General features: G+C 68.6%; 21 protein-coding genes. 10 read left to right on the forward strand and 11 right to left on the reverse strand.

Annotated elements, in window-relative coordinates:
• Window positions 1-31: 31 nt before the first annotated feature.
• Genes ABTV10_RS23910 through ABTV10_RS23920 form a run of 3 tightly spaced genes read right to left on the reverse strand, consistent with a single transcriptional unit; the run spans window position 32 to window position 2,998 of the window.
• A complete protein-coding gene (locus tag ABTV10_RS23910) occupies window positions 32-847 on the reverse strand; it encodes a mycofactocin-coupled SDR family oxidoreductase (RefSeq protein WP_433608236.1) in 816 nt (271 codons plus the stop codon).
• Window positions 844-2,376, reverse strand: a complete 1,533-nt coding sequence (locus ABTV10_RS23915) for a flavin-containing monooxygenase (protein ID WP_433608238.1) — start codon at window positions 2,374-2,376, stop codon at window positions 844-846. The genes ABTV10_RS23910 and ABTV10_RS23915 overlap by 4 nt, the downstream gene beginning before the upstream one ends.
• Before the next feature lie 13 nt (window positions 2,377-2,389).
• Entirely contained in the window at window positions 2,390-2,998 is a 609-nt protein-coding gene (locus ABTV10_RS23920; protein ID WP_433608240.1) for a TetR/AcrR family transcriptional regulator, read from the reverse strand.
• A 181-nt stretch (window positions 2,999-3,179) separates the two neighbouring features.
• Here ABTV10_RS23920 and aztD point away from each other — a divergent pair, with 181 nt between their 5' ends.
• From aztD to ABTV10_RS23935, 3 genes are all read left to right on the forward strand, one after another.
• Window positions 3,180-4,442 carry a zinc metallochaperone AztD gene (aztD, locus tag ABTV10_RS23925; RefSeq protein WP_433608242.1) on the forward strand — a complete coding sequence of 421 codons (1,263 nt, stop codon included), beginning with the start codon at window positions 3,180-3,182 and terminating at the stop codon, window positions 4,440-4,442.
• Between the two features lie 163 nt (window positions 4,443-4,605).
• Window positions 4,606-5,085, forward strand: coding sequence for an alpha-isopropylmalate synthase regulatory domain-containing protein (locus ABTV10_RS23930; protein ID WP_433608244.1), 480 nt, complete (start codon window positions 4,606-4,608; stop codon window positions 5,083-5,085).
• Between the two features lie 16 nt (window positions 5,086-5,101).
• The gene (locus ABTV10_RS23935) at window positions 5,102-5,722 is read left to right on the forward strand and encodes a lipocalin family protein (RefSeq protein WP_433608246.1); all 621 of its coding nucleotides are present in this window, start codon (window positions 5,102-5,104) and stop codon (window positions 5,720-5,722) included.
• A 40-nt stretch (window positions 5,723-5,762) separates the two neighbouring features.
• Here ABTV10_RS23935 and ABTV10_RS23940 read toward each other — a convergent pair whose 3' ends face one another.
• Window positions 5,763-6,269, reverse strand: coding sequence for a hypothetical protein (locus tag ABTV10_RS23940; protein WP_433764846.1), 507 nt, complete (start codon window positions 6,267-6,269; stop codon window positions 5,763-5,765).
• A gap of 152 nt (window positions 6,270-6,421) precedes the next feature.
• A complete protein-coding gene (locus ABTV10_RS23945; protein WP_433608250.1) occupies window positions 6,422-7,912 on the reverse strand; it encodes an SDR family oxidoreductase in 1,491 nt (496 codons plus the stop codon).
• Window positions 7,913-7,933: 21 nt separating this feature from the next.
• On the opposite strand from ABTV10_RS23945, the gene ABTV10_RS23950 reads away from it, so the two are divergent.
• A complete protein-coding gene (locus ABTV10_RS23950; RefSeq protein WP_433608252.1) occupies window positions 7,934-8,587 on the forward strand; it encodes an alpha/beta hydrolase family protein in 654 nt (217 codons plus the stop codon).
• Here the strand turns inward: ABTV10_RS23950 and ABTV10_RS23955 are convergent.
• Window positions 8,577-10,043 (reverse strand): glycoside hydrolase family 183 protein, encoded by a 1,467-nt coding sequence (locus ABTV10_RS23955; protein ID WP_433608254.1) that lies wholly within the window; start codon window positions 10,041-10,043, stop codon window positions 8,577-8,579. The genes ABTV10_RS23950 and ABTV10_RS23955 overlap by 11 nt on opposite strands.
• Before the next feature lie 101 nt (window positions 10,044-10,144).
• Window positions 10,145-10,978 carry a mycofactocin-coupled SDR family oxidoreductase gene (locus ABTV10_RS23960; RefSeq protein WP_433608256.1) on the reverse strand — a complete coding sequence of 278 codons (834 nt, stop codon included), beginning with the start codon at window positions 10,976-10,978 and terminating at the stop codon, window positions 10,145-10,147.
• 185 nt (window positions 10,979-11,163) lie between these two features.
• On the opposite strand from ABTV10_RS23960, the gene ABTV10_RS23965 reads away from it, so the two are divergent.
• Complete coding sequence (locus ABTV10_RS23965; protein ID WP_433608258.1) at window positions 11,164-12,282, forward strand: baeRF11 domain-containing protein; 1,119 nt, start codon at window positions 11,164-11,166, stop codon at window positions 12,280-12,282.
• Between the two features lie 13 nt (window positions 12,283-12,295).
• Here ABTV10_RS23965 and ABTV10_RS23970 read toward each other — a convergent pair whose 3' ends face one another.
• Complete coding sequence (locus ABTV10_RS23970; protein WP_433608260.1) at window positions 12,296-13,045, reverse strand: Clp protease N-terminal domain-containing protein; 750 nt, start codon at window positions 13,043-13,045, stop codon at window positions 12,296-12,298.
• A gap of 111 nt (window positions 13,046-13,156) precedes the next feature.
• Here ABTV10_RS23970 and ABTV10_RS23975 point away from each other — a divergent pair, with 111 nt between their 5' ends.
• Complete coding sequence (locus ABTV10_RS23975; RefSeq protein ID WP_499031157.1) at window positions 13,157-14,026, forward strand: LLM class flavin-dependent oxidoreductase; 870 nt, start codon at window positions 13,157-13,159, stop codon at window positions 14,024-14,026.
• Window positions 14,027-14,093: 67 nt separating this feature from the next.
• Here the strand turns inward: ABTV10_RS23975 and ABTV10_RS23980 are convergent, their stop codons facing one another.
• Together ABTV10_RS23980 and ABTV10_RS23985 are read right to left on the reverse strand one after the other, a co-directional pair.
• Window positions 14,094-14,495 carry an RNHCP domain-containing protein gene (locus ABTV10_RS23980; RefSeq protein ID WP_499031159.1) on the reverse strand — a complete coding sequence of 134 codons (402 nt, stop codon included), beginning with the start codon at window positions 14,493-14,495 and terminating at the stop codon, window positions 14,094-14,096.
• Window positions 14,496-14,504: 9 nt separating this feature from the next.
• Entirely contained in the window at window positions 14,505-14,840 is a 336-nt protein-coding gene (locus ABTV10_RS23985) for an RNHCP domain-containing protein (protein ID WP_499031162.1), read from the reverse strand.
• 413 nt (window positions 14,841-15,253) lie between these two features.
• Here ABTV10_RS23985 and ABTV10_RS23990 point away from each other — a divergent pair, with 413 nt between their 5' ends.
• Genes ABTV10_RS23990 through ABTV10_RS24000 form a run of 3 tightly spaced genes read left to right on the forward strand, consistent with a single transcriptional unit; the run spans window position 15,254 to window position 16,519 of the window.
• Window positions 15,254-15,721: an SRPBCC family protein gene (locus tag ABTV10_RS23990; protein ID WP_433608266.1), complete on the forward strand. Its 468-nt coding sequence runs from the start codon at window positions 15,254-15,256 to the stop codon at window positions 15,719-15,721.
• Window positions 15,718-16,056, forward strand: a complete 339-nt coding sequence (locus ABTV10_RS23995; RefSeq protein ID WP_433608268.1) for an ArsR/SmtB family transcription factor — start codon at window positions 15,718-15,720, stop codon at window positions 16,054-16,056. The genes ABTV10_RS23990 and ABTV10_RS23995 overlap by 4 nt, the downstream gene beginning before the upstream one ends.
• Window positions 16,057-16,075: 19 nt before the next feature.
• Window positions 16,076-16,519 (forward strand): SRPBCC family protein, encoded by a 444-nt coding sequence (locus ABTV10_RS24000; RefSeq protein ID WP_433608270.1) that lies wholly within the window; start codon window positions 16,076-16,078, stop codon window positions 16,517-16,519.
• Here ABTV10_RS24000 and ABTV10_RS24005 read toward each other — a convergent pair.
• Window positions 16,497-17,750, reverse strand: a complete 1,254-nt coding sequence (locus ABTV10_RS24005; protein WP_499031166.1) for an MFS transporter — start codon at window positions 17,748-17,750, stop codon at window positions 16,497-16,499. The two genes, ABTV10_RS24000 and ABTV10_RS24005, sit on opposite strands and share 23 nt — an antisense overlap.
• Here ABTV10_RS24005 and ABTV10_RS24010 point away from each other — a divergent pair.
• Window positions 17,740-18,150, forward strand: coding sequence for a MerR family transcriptional regulator (locus ABTV10_RS24010; protein WP_499031168.1), 411 nt, complete (start codon window positions 17,740-17,742; stop codon window positions 18,148-18,150). The genes ABTV10_RS24005 and ABTV10_RS24010 overlap by 11 nt on opposite strands.
• Window positions 18,151-18,175: the final 25 nt, after the last annotated feature.

The following is an 18,175-nucleotide window of genomic DNA, read 5'->3' on the forward strand; positions in this document are numbered from 1 at the left end:
GACCGTGCCGGGAGCTGCCCGTCAGGCGCGGTCAGCGGGCCAGGAAGCCCTTGTCCACCGGGATCTGCGCGCCGCTGATGACGGCGGAGGCGTCGTCGGCGAGCCAGACGACCGCTTCCGCGATCTCCTCCGGCTCCACGAGCCGCTCGGTGTCGAGCAGGTTCGGCGGATAGCTGTAGACATACGCGGGATGCTGCTCGAAGAGCTTGTACATCGAGGTGTCGTTGCCCAGCGCGGTGTTGGTGGCGTACGGCAGCACGACATTGGCGCGGATGCCGAACTCACCGAGCTCGACCGCCAGTGCCTTCGTCAGGCCGACAACCCCGAACTTGGTGGCCGCGTAGTGGCCGCATCCGGGCGGCGCCTTCACCCCCGCGGACGAGCCGACGGTGATGATCGAACCGCCGTTGCCGGCCGCGATCATCGCCGGAACGGTCGCCTTGATCGTGTTCCACACACCGGTCAGGTTGACGTCGACGGTCTCGCGGAACTGGTCGGCCGAGATCTCCCAGATCCGACCCCAGTTGCACACGCCGGCGTTGGCGACCACCACGTCGAGACGGCCGAACGTGTCGACGGCCTCGGCCACCGCCGCTTCCTGAGCGGCCAGATCGCGCACATCGAGCTCCCGGATCAGCGCCTTCCTGCCCTCGGCTTCGACCAACCGGGCGGTCTCGGCGAGGTCATCGGGCTCCGCCATCGGATAGCCGCTGAATTCGGCGACCTGCGCGCAGACGTCGACCGCAACGATGTCGGCGCCTGCCTGCGCCAATCGCACCGCGTGTGCTCGCCCTTGCCCGCGAGCGGCACCCGTCACATACGCGACATTCCCTGAGAGTGAGCTCATGCTGTTACCTCCGTGAATGTGTAGTCGTCGAACGATGAGAAACGGCTGAACCAGAACGCGCCGCTGATGGTCTGCGGCCGGTAGTAGAGGGCTTCGCCCTGCGAGTTGACGAAGTAGGTCCGCAGCCCGGGGTTGCAGTCCACCGTGTAGGTGCTGATCGCCTTGCCGTGGCGCCGCATCTTGTGCACCCACCGGCTGAACGCCTCGGCGCGCACCTGCACCACCGTGGCGCCCCGTCGTCCGGCCTCCTCGATGACTCGGACGACGTGGCGGGCGCTCAGATCCACGAACGTGTGCCATGCGACGCCGACGTATCCCTGTGGCGCCACCAGTGACCAACGGTTCGGCAGCCCCGGGTGCGCGCTGCCGCCGTAGCTGCGCAGACCGTTGTCGCGATAGTCGTCGGCCAGGTCGAATCCGCAGCGGCCCACGATCGCGCCACTGCGGTAGGTCTCCGGATCGGTGAAGAGCCGGTAGCCGGTGGCGGCGACGATCAGGTCGTAGCGGCGCTCGGTTCCGTCCGATGTGCGGATGCCGTCCGCGGTGACCCGGTCGATGGGGTCGACGACCAGCGACACCGACGGGTCGGCGAGCGCGGTGAAGAAGTTGCTGGACAGGATGGGTCGCTTGGCGAGAATGCCGTACTCGGGAACCAGCACGGCACGATCATCGTCGTCGGCCACCTTGCGCTGCAACAGAATCCGGTACAACGCCCGCCAGATGCGGTCGTACTGGGGCATCGCCTTCGCGAGAACGGTTCGCGGCAGCAGCGGCAGCACGTTGCAGACGAGCTGCAACGGCAGCTCCATCACGGCCAAGGACAACACGTTGATCGCGCCACCGACCCCGGGTAGCGAGAGCAGGCGGTGGGCTCGGGGCGACAGCGACGCGTCGGGTTTCGGCAGGATCCAGGCCGGAGTCCGCTGGTAGATGTCGACCGACCGGGCGCGGTCGTAGATGGCCGGGACGATCTGAACGGAGCTGGACCCGGTGCCGATCACGGCGACCCGCTTGCCGGACCAGTCGTAGTCCGGGTCCCAGGCGTTGGGCCGCAGGACGGTTCCGGCGAACTCGTCGATTCCCGCGATGCCGCCGACCGGTTTGGCGTCGACGTAGCCGCCGACGGCGTTGATGACGAACCGCGCCCCCACCGGGGCGCGGCCCCGGATGTGCAGCACCCATCGCCGGTCCTCGTCGTCCCACACCTCCCGCTCCACGGTGTGGCCACCACGAAAGTGTTTGTACAGGTTGAGGTTCTGGGCGACCCGGAGGTTGTACTCCTGAATTTCCGCGCCCGTCGGAAAGAGGCGTGACCAGTCGGGTTTGCGCGCGAACGGGAACTGGTAGAACAGCGTGGGCACGTCCACGCTCAGACCGGGATAGGCGTTGTCGCGCCAGCTGCCGCCGAAGTCGTCGGCGCGCTCGAGGATCACGAAGTTGTCGATCCCCGCGCACTGCAGGTGGTAGGCGGCGGTGATCCCGCCCGGGCCGGCGCCGATGATGGCGACGTCGACGTTCTCGCATGTCATCGCTGGCCCCCGTTCATGGCGTGCGCCGCGGCGCGAACCCGTCGATCAGCAGGTCACCGACGCGCCCGCGCGCGTCGTCCGCCCCGGCGAACCCGGCGACCTCGAGCGGAAGCAGCTCCAGGCTCAGCAGCACCCGGACGATCCAGTGGCCGACGAAGGTCGCATCGAGGCTGCTGTCGACCTCACCGCGCTCCCGCGCCTGGGTCACCAGCGGCGCCCAGAATGCGGCCCAGGCGCGGCAGAGTTCGTCGCCGTAGTGATCGAGCAGCGTCGCGATGATGGTGTCGGTGCGCAGCGGGGGCGCGAGCGCCGGCGGGGTGGTCGCATGTTCGTAGATGACCGCGGCCGCCGCACCGATCTGGTTCCGCAGCGGCTCTCCGGGAGGTACGACCATCGCCAACCTCTCGACGAAGGAACTGCACAGGTAGGCCAACCCAGCGTCGATGGCCGCTTCCTTGTCGCCGAAGGCGTTGTACACCGTCCCGCGGGAGACCCCGGCACCCTTGGCCACGTCACTGAGCCGGAATCCCCGGACTCCGTTGCGGCTCAACAGTTCTGCCGATACCTGCACCAGCTCGACGGACGGCTTCCTCGACCTCGACCGATCCTCTTCGTTGAACATGTTGAACACTATGCGTCAAAGTGTCCCGGCGTCAACACTTTTCGACGGGGAGCATCCGCACATTTCACCCGAAAGCCGTTGCCGCACACACCCCCGGCCCGACCAGGACGCCCCCTCGGCATGCACGAATGCGCACTTCAACCTTTGACAATCATTTTCATTAGGCGATAGACCTTGCGGCATGATCCGCATCGATCCCACTCCCCGACGACTCGCCCTCGCCGCATCGGTCGCGACGTGCGCGGCCCTGCTCGCCGGCTGCTCCGGCGCCGACGACGGCACCACCACCGAGATCGCGGCCGCCGCGGCGGGCCCGGAGTCCACCTCCGCCAAGCCGGCCTCGGCGCGGTCCGCCGTCCCCCGCCTCGCCCTCACCTACGACGGCGGCATCCTCGTGCTCGACGCCGAAAGCCTCTCGGTGGTGGGCGAATCCGAGCTCGACGGGTTCAACCGCATCAACCCGGCCGGTGACGAGCGGCACGTCGTCGTCACGACCGAGGACGGTTTCCGGGTGTTCGACACCGGCACGTGGTCCGAGGCGCACGGCGACCACGCGCACCACTACACCGCCGCCCCCGCGCTCACCGACGTCACGTTCGAGGCCGACAAGCCCGGACACGTCGTCCACCACGCGGGCCGCACCGTGCTGTTCGACGACGGGACCGGGCGTGTCGAGTCGTTCGACCCGGCGACGCTCGCCGACGGCCGTCCGCAGACGACGACGTTCACGACCCCGGTCGCCCACCACGGCGTCGCCGTCGAACTGGCCGACGGCCGCCTGATCACCACGCTCGGCGACGCGAAGACCCGCACCGGCATCGTCGTGCACGACGCCGCCCGCACCGAGCTCGCCCGCAACGAGCAGTGCCCGGGCCTGCATGGCGAGGCGGTCGCGGCCGACGAGGCGGTGGTCTTCGGCTGCCAGGACGGCCTGCTGATCTACCGTGACGGCACGATCACCAAGGTCGCGAGCCCCGACCCGTACGGGCGGATCGGCAACCAGGCCGGCTCGGAGTCGTCCACCGTGGTCCTCGGCGACTACAAGAGCGACCCGGACGCCGAACTCGAGCGTCCGCAGCGGGTGTCCCTGACCGACACCGCGACCGGTGAGCTGCGCCTCGTCGACCTGGGGACCAGCTACACGTTCCGCTCGCTGGGCCGCGGGCCGTTCGGCGAGGCGCTGGTCCTCGGGACCGACGGGGCGCTGCACGTGATCGACCCGGCGACCGGCGCCGTGGTGCGTCGGGTGCCCGTCATCGCCCCGTGGACCGAGCCCGAGAAGTGGCAGTCGCCGCGTCCGGCGCTGTTCGTGCAGGGCTTCACCGCGTACGTGACCGACCCGGCGACCAACCGGATCCACGCGGTCGACCTCGAGAAGGGCGAGGTCACGACCACTGCCGAGCTGCCGCACACCCCGGACGAGATCACCGGCGTCCGCGGCTGAGGGTTGCGTGAGCCGGGGAGTCGCGCTTAGACTCCCCGGTCATGCAGCGCATCGAGGTAGTAGTTCACCGCCGTAGCGGGGTCTGAATCGGACCGACCCCTCGCTGCGGGTCGTTGAGCTATTCACCGTCGGTCCTTCCTTCACTTCAGGAAGACCTCGAAAAATGCGCACCTCCCAGGCTCTCGCCACCACCACCGCTTCGTTCTCCGACGATCCGTTCTCCCGCCGCTTCGGCTCCCCGCTGCCGCGCGACATGCGCGCCCAGGCCCAGGGCCTGAGCTGGGCGGAGTTCACCCAGCGCTTCAGCCCCACGGGCGGCCCCATCCGCCTGGGCAGCTGGGAGGCCACCGGCCAGAGCGCCGGTTGCACCACCTACACCGCGACGCTCGGCCTCGGCGACACCATCGGCTCGGCATCGGCCACCGCCACCGGCCCCATCGCCGCGCTCACCTCGATGCTGTACGACGCCGGCTTCCAGATCGAGATCCTCTCGTTCCACCAGCAGCGCACGTCGGAGGGCACGGCGACGTTCATCCTGGCCGAGCACGACGGCGAGCGCCGCTGGGCGATGGCGATCGGCGACGATTGCATCTCGTCGTCTCTGAACGCGATCATTGCAGGAGCGAACCTGCTGCACCGCTGAGAACGGGAGGGTCGTCATGCCGGTCATCAGGACACTCACGGCCGCACTGTTCGCCGCTGTGGCGGCGGCGACGGTAACCACCACGGCCCCTGCGTCGGCCCAACCGCCCGGCTCCGCGGACCCGTGGCAGCCACTGCCACCCGTCCCGTCGTTGGACATCGCACGGTACGTCGGCACGTGGCACCAACTGGCGGCCGTCCCGCAGCCGTTCAACCTGAACTGCGCCCGCGACACCCGCGCCACGTACGCGGTGATCGACGCGTCGAACATCAGCGTCGACAACAGGTGCACCACGTGGACCGGCGGCACCGACGGCGTCACGGGAAACGCGCGCGTCAACGACCCGACGACGAACGCTCAACTACACGTGAGCTTTCCGTCGGTGCCCATGCAGGGCTCCCCGGACGGGCCCACCAACTACGTCGTCACGTACATCGCCGGCGACTACTCGTGGGCCCTCGTCGGGGATCCGGCCCGGTCCTCCGGATTCGTGCTCTCGCGCACCCCCGCGGTGAGTGCAGAGGGCTGGCAGCAGATCCGCAGCGTCGTGGAGTCGCGCGGCTACAACTCGTGCCTGCTGCTCACCTCGCCCACCACCGGCGGACGCGCCGACATCGCCCCGCTCTGCACGGTCTGATCGGGCGCGGGGCTTCGGTCGCGCCGAAGGGACTCGAAGCCTAGGGAACCTCGAGCACCCCGAACCCGGCATGGAGCTGCACCTGCGGCCAGAGGTCGCTCCGCGGTGGATGGACCGAGTCGGAGACGTCCGCGGACGCGACGACCGTGCCGCTTCCGGTCGCTGCAGTGGCGGGAACGTACCGGCACAGCTCGTCTGGCGTGGGACGTCGACCGGACCCGTCGGCCGTCAGTGCACGAAGAACGGTGTCGCCGGTGGCGCCCGTCGCCAGGTTCCGCCACGCGATCGACACATCGATGCAGTCGAGCGTGGAGTAGGTGGTGACTACCGTCGCCGACGGCGCCACCGCGAAGGTCACCACCCCCGGTGCCACCGCCGTCGACGACGGCGTCACCGCCGCAACCTTGTTCGGCACCCAGCAGATGAAACCCACCGTGCTGCACGCCGATACGAACGTCACCGGAACCTGGAACATCGCAGGCTCGGACGAAACCGGAGTTGCGGTCGCTATACCCGACGAGCCGAGCGGCATCGCCAAGGACGCCATCACCATCGCGGTACGGACAAACGGGCCACAAGCGACGGAACAACGCATGGCAGCACCTCCGACGAAGGAGACTTCCGAACTCCGAGCCAGTGTCAGCGTACGCGTCGGAGTCCGGCCCGGTCCCGCGAACGGCGCGCGCGCTCGGGACCACATTATTGTTTCGTGGCCGCCGCATACTCCCGCGCCGCGGCTCCGGTGATGTTGGTGAGCATGCCCTTGAAGATGATTCCGTGGAACGGCACGAGCGAATACCAGTAGAGCCGTCCGGCAAGGCCTTTCGGAAAGAAGATCGCCCGCTGATCCAGGCGCGAGCGGTACGGCCCGTCCGCCCGCACCCGCCACTCGAGCCACGCTCCGCCCGGCGTGCGCATCTCGGCCCGCAAGCGCAGCAGCGAACCCCGATCGATCTCCTCCACCCGCCAGAAGTCCAGCGGGTCACCGGTGTTGAGTCGTCGCGCGTCCCGACGGCCACGGGTGAGGCCGACGCCGCCGACGAGGCGGTCGAGCCAGCCGCGGACCACCCACGCCAGAGGGAACGAATACCAACCGTTCTCGCCGCCGATACTCTCGAGAACGTGCCACAGGGTGTCCGCGTCGGCGTCACAACCGCCGCTGCGCTCGTCGGTGTAGACGGCCTCGCCGGCCCATTCGGGATCGGACGGCAGCGGATCCGACGGCGCCCCCACCGGCGACGCGTTGGCCCAGTTGGTCTCCACCTCGCCGTCCCGGATCCGTCGCAGCGCCAACCGGATGGCCTGGCGGTACGGGATCAGCCCGGGTGCCGGCGGCGCGATGACGGCGTCGACGTCGTGGTCGGCGGCGACGGCGTCGTCGTGCAGGGATTCGATCAGCGCTCGACCCAGCGAGCTGGGGATGGGCGTGACCAGCCCGATCCACAGTCCCGCGAGCCGCGGCGTGAGCACCGGCAGCACCAGCACCCGCCGTCGGCGCAGCCCCGCGACCTCGGCATACACCTTCATCATGTCGCCGTAGGTGAGGACGTCGGGACCACCGATGTCGTAGGCGCGGCTGCTCGGCAGCGGCGCGTCGGCCGCCTTCACCAGGTAGTACAGGACGTCGCGCACCGCGATCGGTTGGATCCGGTTGTTCACCCACCGGGGGGTCGTCATCACCGGCAGGCGGTTGGTCAGGTGCCGGATCATCTCGAACGACGCCGACCCCGACCCGATCACCACCCCGGCCTGCAACACCAGCGTCGGCACACCCGACTCCATGAGGATGCGGCCGACCTGCGCCCGGGAACGCATGTGCGGGGACAGTTCGGTGTTCTCCGGGTGCAGACCGCCGAGGTAGACGATCCGGCCCACGCCGGTCTCGCGGGCGGCGGCCGCCATGTTCGACGCCCCCACCCGCTCGGTCTCGACGAACTCCCGCGCCCCGCCCATCGCGTGCACCAGGTAGTAGACGACGTCGATGCCCTCGGTCGCGGTGCGCACAGAGTCCGGATCGCCCAGGTCACCGCGGACGATCTCCACCCGCCGCGCCCACGGGATGTCGCGCAGTTTGTCGGGAGAGCGCACCAGGACGCGCACGTCGTGGCCAGCGGCGAGCAAACGTGGGACCAGGCGGCCACCGATGTACCCGGTGGCGCCGGTGACCAGCACCCGCAGCCGCTGCACCATCCCACGGTAACCTCGATGTTCATGAGTGCGCTCGGCGAATCGTTCGACATCGACGACGAAGGCGTGCAGGGCTACCTGCATCGCCCCGACGCGGATCCGGTGGGCAAACTCGTCCTCGCCCACGGCGCGGGCGGCGACTGCGACGCAAAGCTGTTGCAGGCCATGGCCGCCGGCTTCGCCGAGCGCGGACTGCTGGTGCTGCGCTACAACCTGCCGTTCCGGCAGCGGCGCGCGTCCGGGCCGCCCAACCAGGCCCACGCCGGCCAAGACCGGGACGGCATCGTCGCCGCTGCCGACGCGATCCGCGGCCTCGCCGACGGCCCGATGCTCCTCGCCGGCCACTCGTACGGCGGACGCCAGTCGACCATGCTGGCCGCCGAACGCCCCGACGTCGCGGACGGTCTGGTGCTGCTCTCGTATCCGCTGCACTCGCCGGGCAAACCGGAGAAGCAGCGCACCGCGCACCTACCGGACCTGCGGACGCCGTCGCTGTTCGTGCACGGCGACCGGGACCCGTTCGGCACACCCGACGAGATGCGCACCGCGCTCGACCTCATTCCCGCCGAACACCGGCTGATCCTGATCGAGGGCGGCCGTCACGGCCTCGACCCCGACCGCGCCGACGTCGTCGCACGGACCGTCGAGGCGGCGGCCGACCTGTTCGCTATTCGTTGATCCGGGCCCGCATCAGGAAGACGTTGTAGTCCGACCACGTCGAGATGGTGAAGTACAGGTCGTTGCCGCGCGACCACGGGTGGATGAAGCCGCCGTACAACTCGGGGTAGTCCAGCACCGACACCATGGGCGCACCGTCCGACCACTCGCCCTGCGGCGAATCCGATTCCCGCAGAACGATTGCCGTCTTCGCGGTGTCGAGGTACGACATCTGCCACCGGCCGGTGGACTCGTCGAAGCGGACCGACAGTTCCGCGACGGGACCGTGCACGATCGGCGTCGCGGCGGTGTACCCACCGACCGGCGTCCAGCTTCCGTTGCTCCAGTACTGGTAGGCCGACTTGTTGAGCACCTGGTCCTTGGGCACCCGCGCCAGGCCCACCGCCGCCAGACGGGTGTTGGGTGTACCGAACATGTACACGTAGTCCCCGGCCGGCACCATGGCCGCCACCTGAAAGGTGGTAACACCGAAGATGTTGTCCCACTTGGCATACGGATCCTTGACCCACGTGGAACCGCCGTCGTCGGAGTAGGCGATGCCGCCGTGGTTGGTCCACCACGTGCCGGGGATGCTGTTCCACGTGCGGATTGACATGTAGCTCATGAACTGCCGGTCGCCGATCGCGAACCCCGATGTGGGGATGGTGGTGATCTCGACGTTGTCCATCTTGCGGCTGCTGAGCAGTTCGGCGGCGTGGCACCGGCTGTCCTGCACCATCGAGTCGAAACTCATTCCGTCCGAGAGATCCTGGTCGGTGCTGAATGCGAGGACGTTGCTGCGCCAGTCGTCGCCCTGCCCGCCGGGCGGGTGAAACCCCTTGCCGATGGTGTCGCCGAACGCGATCGCGACCTGCCCGGGCGCGCTCTCCCACATGATGCCCAGGTCGGTGCCCTGCACCTGCCAGCGCTTGTCGGTCCGGTTCACCGAGCCCGCACCGGTCAGCTTCGCGACCCGGTCCACCGTGCCGATCCGCGGCGTCGGCGGGGCCGGGGTGCGCGGCGCCGACTCGACACCAGGGTCCGCCGGATCCGGCGGCGCGGGCAGCGGGCCGGGGTCGGGCCCCGGGATCGGGATGCCGAGGTGGAACGGTGCCGGCTTCAGCCCGATCTGCGGGATCCCCAGGTCGGTCGACAGCGACGACGGTGGGGCCGCCTCGTCCGTCAGGTCCGGGCACGGATCGACGCACGGATCGGCCGGCAGCGGTTCGGACGCGATCCGGGTGGCCGGTGGCTCCGGCGCCGGGTAGGGCACCGGCGTGATCACCGGGTACGGGACGGGCACCTCGAGACGCTCGGGGACGATCGACTCGAGGTCGTGCGACAGCTCCGACGCGCACGGCCCGCTGCCCGGTGCGCCGCCCGGCAGCGGCTCGGCGGCCGCCGTCCCGGCACCGCCCGCCACCACCGCGGACCCGAGCAGCGCCACCGCCGCCATCGCCGTCAGCCTGGTCGACATGGATCCCCCGATCCGTTCGCATCGTCATCCGTCGGGCGCGAACCCGCCTGTGTCCGACCGGAACATAACACCAAGATCACCTGACGGTGGTGCCGCCGGCGTCAGGGCATGAGCGCTGAGCTGCCGGCGCTGACGTCCAGCGACGTCCCGGTGACGTAGCGCGCCTGCTCCGATACGAGATAGAGCAGCGCGTGCGAGACGTCCTCCGGGGCCATCCACGGCACCCGCATCGGCGTGATGGAGGCGTACCGCGATTCGACGGTCTCCCGCGTCGGGCTCTCGATGTCCGGGGCGAACAGTCCGTAGAACGCCTCGTTGTGGACCATCGGCGTGTCGACCGACCCGGGGCACACCGCGTTGACGGTGATCCCGTACCGGGCGAGTTCCAGCGCCAGGGTCTTCACCAGCCCGATCACGCCCCACTTGGCGGCCACGTAGTGCGACAGGTTCGGGGTGCCCGTGTGGCCGCCCATCGACGACGTCGCGACGATGCGTCCGTATCCCTGTTCGATCATGTGCGGAGCCACCGCGCGCAGCGTCTTGAAGACACCGGTGAGGTTGGTGTCGACCACGGCGTCCCACATCGCGTCGGTGAGCTCCCACGTCTTCGCGAACGCGCACACGCCGGCGTTCGCGACGCAGATGTCGATCTTGCCGAGTTCGGCGATCGCGGCCGCGACGGCCGCGTCCACGGCCGCGCCGTCGCGCACGTCCACCACCGCAGTGCGGCACCGGACGCCGAGCGCCTCGACCGCCCGGCGGGTGTCGTCGAGTTCGTCGACGGTCGCCAACGGGTACGGCACGGTCGCGACGTCGGCGCAGATGTCGATGCCGAACACGTCGGCGCCCTCGGCCGCGAGGGCGAGCGCGTGCGCCCGGCCCTGTCCCCGCGCCGCACCGGTCACGAACGCCGTCCTGCCTTCGAGCTGTCCCATATCTCCTCCAAGTATCAACTGCCCCAGATCATTACCGATCGAAGCCGGATGCGGGCCAGGACCTCTTCCATTGAGCGGGCAGAAGACCGGGGTGCGCCGCGGACTCCCGCGCCGCGAACAAACCCCTGCCGGGACGTCGCCCTCCTGGGTACGCTGAAAACGACCAACTACCGGGAGGTCGAGGAATGCTCTACAGCGATATTCCGAGTCATGCCGAGATCCGACGGCTCGCCGGGGTGGAGGGTCCGACCTGCATCTCGATCTACACGCCCACCGAGGACGACATCCAGGATCCGGGCAAGAGTCGACTCGAGTTCACGAACCAGGTCAAGTCCGCGGTCGAGCAGGTCGACGATCCGAAGGAACGTGCGGCGTTCGAGCAAGCATTCGAAGACTTGATCGCCGACGAGGCCTTCTGGCGCTATCAGGCACGCTCCCTCGTCGTCCTCGCCACCCCGGACCGGCTACGCCGCTATCGGCTCCCCAATCGACTCGGATCGACCGTCATCGTCAGCGACCGCTTCTACATCAAGCCGATGTTGCGGACGGTGACCTTCCCGCAGACCGCCTTCGTGCTGGCCCTCGCCGAGGGATCCGTGCGCTTGATCGAAGTCACCGCCGACCAGCCACCGACGACGATCGACGTCCCCGGCCTGCCCTCGGACGCCGCCAGCTATGCGGGCGTGTCGTCGCTCGGGCGCACGCCCCCGGGCCGGGTGCACGGTCGGGTACAGGGCGACGAGGGCCGCAAGCTCCGCGTCCACGAGTACGTGCGCGCGATCGACCACGCGCTCCGGAGCGTGCTGACGGGCCGCGATATTCCCCTGATCCTCGCGGCCGCGGAACCGACCGCCTCGCAGTATCGCTCGGTGAACAACTATCACAAGCTGCTCGACGAGGGGATTCCCGGCAATCCGGAGGAGATGACCGACGGGCAGATCGCGGAGACCAGCCGGAAGGTGCTCGACAAGTACTACGCCCAGCAGCTCGCCGAGACCCGCAAGCAGTTCGACGACCTGCGTTCCAAGGGCCGGGCCCAGGTCGAGATCTCCGACGTAGCCCGGTCGGCGACGTTCGGCCGGATCGAGACGCTGATGGTCGACATCGAAGGCATCGTGCCCGGCACGATCGACCCCGACAGCGGAACGGTCACGCTGGCCGAACTCGACGGCGACCACTCGTACGGTGTGGTGGACGAGATCGCCCGCCGAGCCCTGCTCACCGGCGCCAAGGTCCTCGCCCTCCGGACCGGGGACGTGCCGGACGAAGTGCCGGCCGCGGCGATCCTGCGGTTCGCCGAATGACCTTCCCGGGGAACTACTTCTTCTCCTCCTGCTGCTGAGCTGCCAGGAACACGGCCAGGGTCTCGACGACGAACGTGTCGGCGGCCGCCTTGTCGAAGCCGAGTTCGGACAGAACCCCGGCGCCGTGCTCCTGCTCGAGCAGCGCCAGCAGCAGGTGCTCGGTGCCGATGTAGTTGTGCCCCAGCCGGAGCGCCTCGCGGAAGGTCAGTTCGAGGACCTTGCGGGCGCCCGCGTCGAAGGGGATGAGGTCGGGCAACAGGTCCGCCTTGGGCGGCAGCACGGCCAGCGCCGCCCTGCGGACCGTGTCGACGTCGAGGCCCTGCGCGGCAAGCATTTTCACGGAGAACGCCTCGGGGTCCGCGAGCAGGCCGAGGATCAGGTGCTCGGGCGCGATCTGGTCGTTGCCCGCGGCCCGCGCCTCGTTCTGCGCGGCCATCACCACATTGCGGGCGCGCGGGGTGAACCTGCTGAAGCCCTGATCGGCATCGAGGTCGGACGGCTCGCCCGGCCCCTTGGGCACGAAGCGCTTCTGCGCGGCCTGCTTCGTGACCCCCATGCTGCGACCGATGTCGGTCCACGAGGCGCCGGAGCGTCGCGCCTGATCCACGAAGTGCCCGATCAGGTGGTCGGCGATGTCGCCGAGGTGTTCGGCGGCCAGCACCGCGTCGGTCAACTGTTCGAGCGTGTCGGTGTGGACCTTCTTGATCGCGTCGATCAGGTCGTCGAGTCGGACGGGATTCGTCATGGGCACCGGATTCGTCATGCGACAACCGTAGGTTGACGGCACAGAACCGTCAACCCCAGGTTGTCGATTGCGTTTCCGGGCCCGGCGGGGCCGCCGCCTCGTAGGGTTGAAGGAGGAGCGTTCGATACCGTGAAGGAGTCCGTAATGCCCGACTACGGCAACGAGATCCGCTTCGGGTGGTTCCTCATCCCGGACGCGCACATGCCCCAGGCCGCGCTCGACACCGCCGCGGTCCTCGACCGAGCCGGCTTCGACCTGGTCGGCATCCAGGACCACCCGTACCAGGCGGGCTTCCTCGACGCCTGGACGTTGCTGTCTGCGATCGCCGCGCGCACCGAACACCTGTCCGTGCTCCCCGACGTCGCGAGCCTGCCCCTGCGCCCGCCGGCGGTGCTCGCGAAGGCGGCGGCCAGCCTCGACCTACTCTCCGCCGGCCGGGTCGAACTGGGCCTGGGCGCCGGCGCGTTCTGGGACGGGATCGCCGCGATGGGCGGCCCGCGCCGCTCCCCCGGCGAGTCCGTGCAGGCGCTGCGGGAGGCCGTCTCGGTGATCCGGCTGATGTGGAGTGGCGAGCGGTCGATCCGGTTCGACGGCGACTTCTACTCCGTGGACGGGGTGCATCCGGGACCCGTCCCCGCCCACCCGATCGGGATCTGGATCGGCGGCTACAAGCCCCGCATGCTCCGGCTGGTCGGCGAGATCGGGGACGGCTGTCTGCCCTCGCTCGGCTACATCGACGATCACGGAATCGCCACGGCGAGTGCTACTGTCGACGACGCCGCGACCGCCGCGGGCCGCGACCCGGCGAGCATCCGCCGCGTCCTCAACGTCGGCGCCGACATCCCCCTCGAGGACCTCCCGCGGCGCCTCACCTCGCTCGCCCTGGACCACGGCATCGACACCTTCGTCCTCGGCGGGCACCCGACCGAGGAGTCGCTGACCTACCTCGCGCAAGAGATCTTCCCCCGGGTGCGCGACGGTGTCGCCGCCGGTCGCTGAGGGACGCGAGGCACGGGGGTTCGAGCCTCAGGTCCCCGCGGTGACGAACCCGCGATCGACCGATTCGTCAGCGAATCCGGCCGAGCCCCGACAGCGGGCGCACCGCGATGCGCACGAGCGCGAGCGGATTGTCGTCGCCGGCCACCCGGTTGGCGCCCATCGCACCGCACGCGCTACACCGGTGAATGATCACCCATTCGCCGCCGTCGCGTACCGAGATCGAGATCGGGTCCATCCGACCCTTACACGACGACGCACGGTCACCGGGCCGCTCCCGGTCGACGTGCTTGCTGCACAGGCACGTCGGGCAGTGGTTACGGTGCGCGGTGCCCGGGGCCCGCATCGGTACGTCCAGACCGCAACCGAGACAACGAAACGACGTCCCGCGGCGCGCGGGACCGTCCCGGTGGGCGGGTTTGGCACGTTGTGGACGCGTGATTCTGCCGTTCCTGCGTGACAGGTCGATCACCCCGCCGCGTCAGAGTTGCGCGAGGTGCTCGAGCGGAAACGGCGGCTGCGCCAACGGTTTCACCGCTATGCGGATCAACAGCAGCTGGTTGTCGTCCTCGGCGACCGGATGGGCGCCGAGGTGGTCGCAACTGGTACACCGTTGGATCAGCATCCAGTCGCCGTCGCGGAGGACGGCAACCGCGATCGGGTGCGTGCGCGCACCGCACTGCCCGTGCACCCCGGCCAGACAGTTGGGACAGTGGGTTCGGGGTTCCGCACTCGGAGCGGCCAGAGACACCGCGAGTCCGCAACGGACGCACGTGAAGGTGGACAGGTGTGCAATTGGTGTGCCACTTGGGAACACGGGAGTTCTCCTCTGTGAGATCGATCAGGCGGCAATGTCGGCCGAGCACGATCGATCCCGCGGAAGACTCACACCGGACAGGAGATCCGATGGCGGGTACGGATCACCGGCCCGAGCGGTTCGCGGGATCGCGAAGGAGCTCGGCGGCTGTCCGGGGCATAATTCACCACTTCCATCTGCGTAGGTGCCGGCCCTGGGCCGGATGCGTCGAACGATAGGCAGTGCGCGGGTCGGCACGCAATCGAATTACGCCGCGGAATCCCACCGGGCCGTCGGTGGCGCACCGCTGCATCGGTGGCGTTCTCGCCGAGCAGCGAGCCGCCCATGCAAGAAAAGAGCAACGATTGGTTGCGTGTGCGGCCCGCGACCGATAGCCTTATGCGCAACCAAACGTTGCGATAGAGGGAGTCGGCGTGGAGTACGGACGAATCGAACGCTCTGTGTACATCGAAGCCACGCCGGACGTGGTGTACGAGGTCATCAGCAGCCCTCAGCACTTGAAGGAGTGGTGGCCCGACGATGTCGTCGGCCTGGAACCGGTCCCCGGATCCGTCGGCGAACTCGTGTGGGGCGACCGGACCTCGCCCGACGGGCACGTCGCCCGGATCACGGTGGTCGACGCGCAACCACCCCGACTGTTCTCCTTCCGCTGGGTTCATCTCGTCGACGACGCGGCGGCCCCCGACAACACGCTGTTCGTCACATTCGAACTCACCCCCTCGGGAGAGGGCACGACGGTCCGGATGACGGAAACCGGATTCCGCGAGATGGGTTGGGAGGCCGCGGTTCTCGAGGAGCAGTACCACTCGCACATCGAGGGGTGGGACCGGTATCTCCCGCGCCTCGTCGACTACGTCGGCCGACTGGGTGCGAGCCGATGAATTCCGTTGTCGACGACGGCCTCTGGTCCGCGATCGGTGACCCGACACGGCGCCGGATGCTCGACCTGCTGCTGGCGGACGGCGAGGGGACGGCGACCTCGCTCAGTGAGCAGCTACCCGTGACCCGCCAGGCCGTCGCGAAACACCTCGGCGTCCTCGACCGCGTCGGCTTGGTGCATGCGACACCCGTGGGCCGGGAGAGGCTCTACCGGGTCGACGACGCACAACTCGCCCGCGCCGTAGCGCAGCTCAATGCCGTCGGGTCGACGTGGGACGCCCGGCTGCAGCGCATCAAGCGGATCGCGGAAGAAATCCAACGCAACAGTCGAAAGTGAGAAGAGAGAGGAGCGCGAAATGGTCGACATTCTGCACAGGGTAGGGATCGAGTCGCCGTCGGTGGACGACGTCTACGCGGCGTTGACCACGGTCGACGGACTTGCCGGCTGGTGGGCCAGCGACACCGACGGAGACCCGAACATCGGAGGGACACTGCAGTTCCGATTCGGAGGGGGCGGATTCGATCTGAAGGTGATCGAGCTCCAGCCCGCGAAACGAGTGGCGTGGGAGGTGATGGAAGGACCCGAGGAATGGGTCGGTACCCGAGTGACGTGGGACCTCCGCCGCGACGGTGACCACACGATCGTCCTCTTCGCGCACGAAGGATGGCGGGAACCCGTCGAGTTCATGCACCACTGCAGCACCAAATGGGCGCTCTACCTGATGAGCCTGAAATCGCTGGTCGAAACAGGCACGGGCGCACCGGATCCCCGAGACGTCAAGATCGACAACTGGAACTAGGACCGGCCCCCCGGAGAGGGGCGGCAGGAACGGTGTCGCGATTCACCCCTGCCGCCCTCTCTGGAGTTCGGCAGGTCAGAGCCAGAGCGGCGACGGTGAAGGCAACGCCCACCCAGAGCGTGGCGCTGAGGTCCCCGCTTCGGTAGTAGCTTCGACTGCCGATCGCTGTCGCCGCCGCGATCCCCAGCGTGATTGCGGACGTGTGAAATGTGTTGACGAGCATGGTGGGTTGGGCGACTGCGAGAACGCGATCGACGAGCAGGGGGTTGAGGGCGATTCCCGTTCCGCCCAAAAGGATCGTGGCCAGGGCGACGATAGCGACATGGTCTGGGCCGGCGAGGCAGAACACGAGCGCGACGAGCTGCGTTGCCAGACCTGCCAGCAGCCATCGACGGGCCGAACCGGGCGTGACTCGGCCCGCGAACCTGTTGACCGTCAGAGCAGCGACACCGAAACCCAGCATCACCCAGGTCGATGACACCTCACTCAGACCGCTCCGCCGCAGGACCGGGTCGATGAACGCAAAGACCGCGAACGCACCGCCGATGGTCAGAAAGCTCGCGCCGTAACGGATCCACAGTGCGCGACCACGCAGAGCATGGCGGCCGTCTTCGGTCACCGTCTCATCCGGGCCCAATGCCGGAACGGTGACCATGACTGCTGCTGCCATGATTGCGGCGCCACCGCCCAGCACGTAGAAGGAGACCCGCCACCCGAAGAACGTGCCTACCAAGTGGCTCAACGGCAGACCGAGCAGAGTCCCCACCATGAGTCCCGTCAGGATCGCTGCTGACGTGCGGGTCTGCTCCAACCTACTTCCCAATCGCATGCCGATCGACAACGACATGCCGAAGGCCGCCCCGGACAACGCTCCGGTCACCGCCCGCAGCACGAACAACGGACCCGTCGAGCCCACCCCGCCCGCGACCGCCTCGGTCACGGCGTACACACCCAAGACGAGCACCAACCCCCGCTTGGCGGGCAGCCTGCGTAGCAACCAAGCAACAGCGGGGCCGCCCAGACCCATGCCGAGGGCGTAGACCGTCACCAGCATGCCGAGGGTGGCGGTCGCGACGTGCAAGTCCGAGGCCATGTCGGTCAGCATCGCTGCGACCTGGAACTCACTCGTGGTGACGACGAACAGCGTGATTGCCATTACGACAACTGGCAGACGCCGAGACAAGGAAACCATAGCGCCGATCATCAACCTTAAGATCAGTGTGAAGGTCAACTTTCAGAGGCAGGAAGGTCGCGTCGTGCGTATCGGAGATGCAGCCAGCCAGGTGGGAGTGCCCGCGCACCGCCTTCGGCACTACGAAGCCAGCGGTTTGCTTGTGCCCGACCGCTCGAGAGCCGGCTACCGCGAGTACACCCCGGCCCATGTAGCGCGCGCCGAACAGATCAAGGCATTGCTGGACGCTGGGTTCAACACAGGCGACATCACTGTGATGATGCCCTGCCTGGAACCGAACCCCGACGACGATCGCAAATGCTGTTCGGTCACCCGGGCGCGGCTCACCGAACGCCTTCACGAAGTGCGTCAGCGCCGATTACAACTGCAAAAGACCGAGGCAGCGATCGCCTCATGGCTCGACTCGCCGCCGGACCCCTCGATCGAGTCGACGCGCTGACAGTGTCAAGAACGTCCTGACCCGC

The sequence above is a fragment of the Paraburkholderia sp. RHO2 genome (assembly GCF_050955445.1).
Classification (GTDB): Bacteria; Actinomycetota; Actinomycetes; order Mycobacteriales; family Mycobacteriaceae; genus Prescottella; species Prescottella agglutinans_A.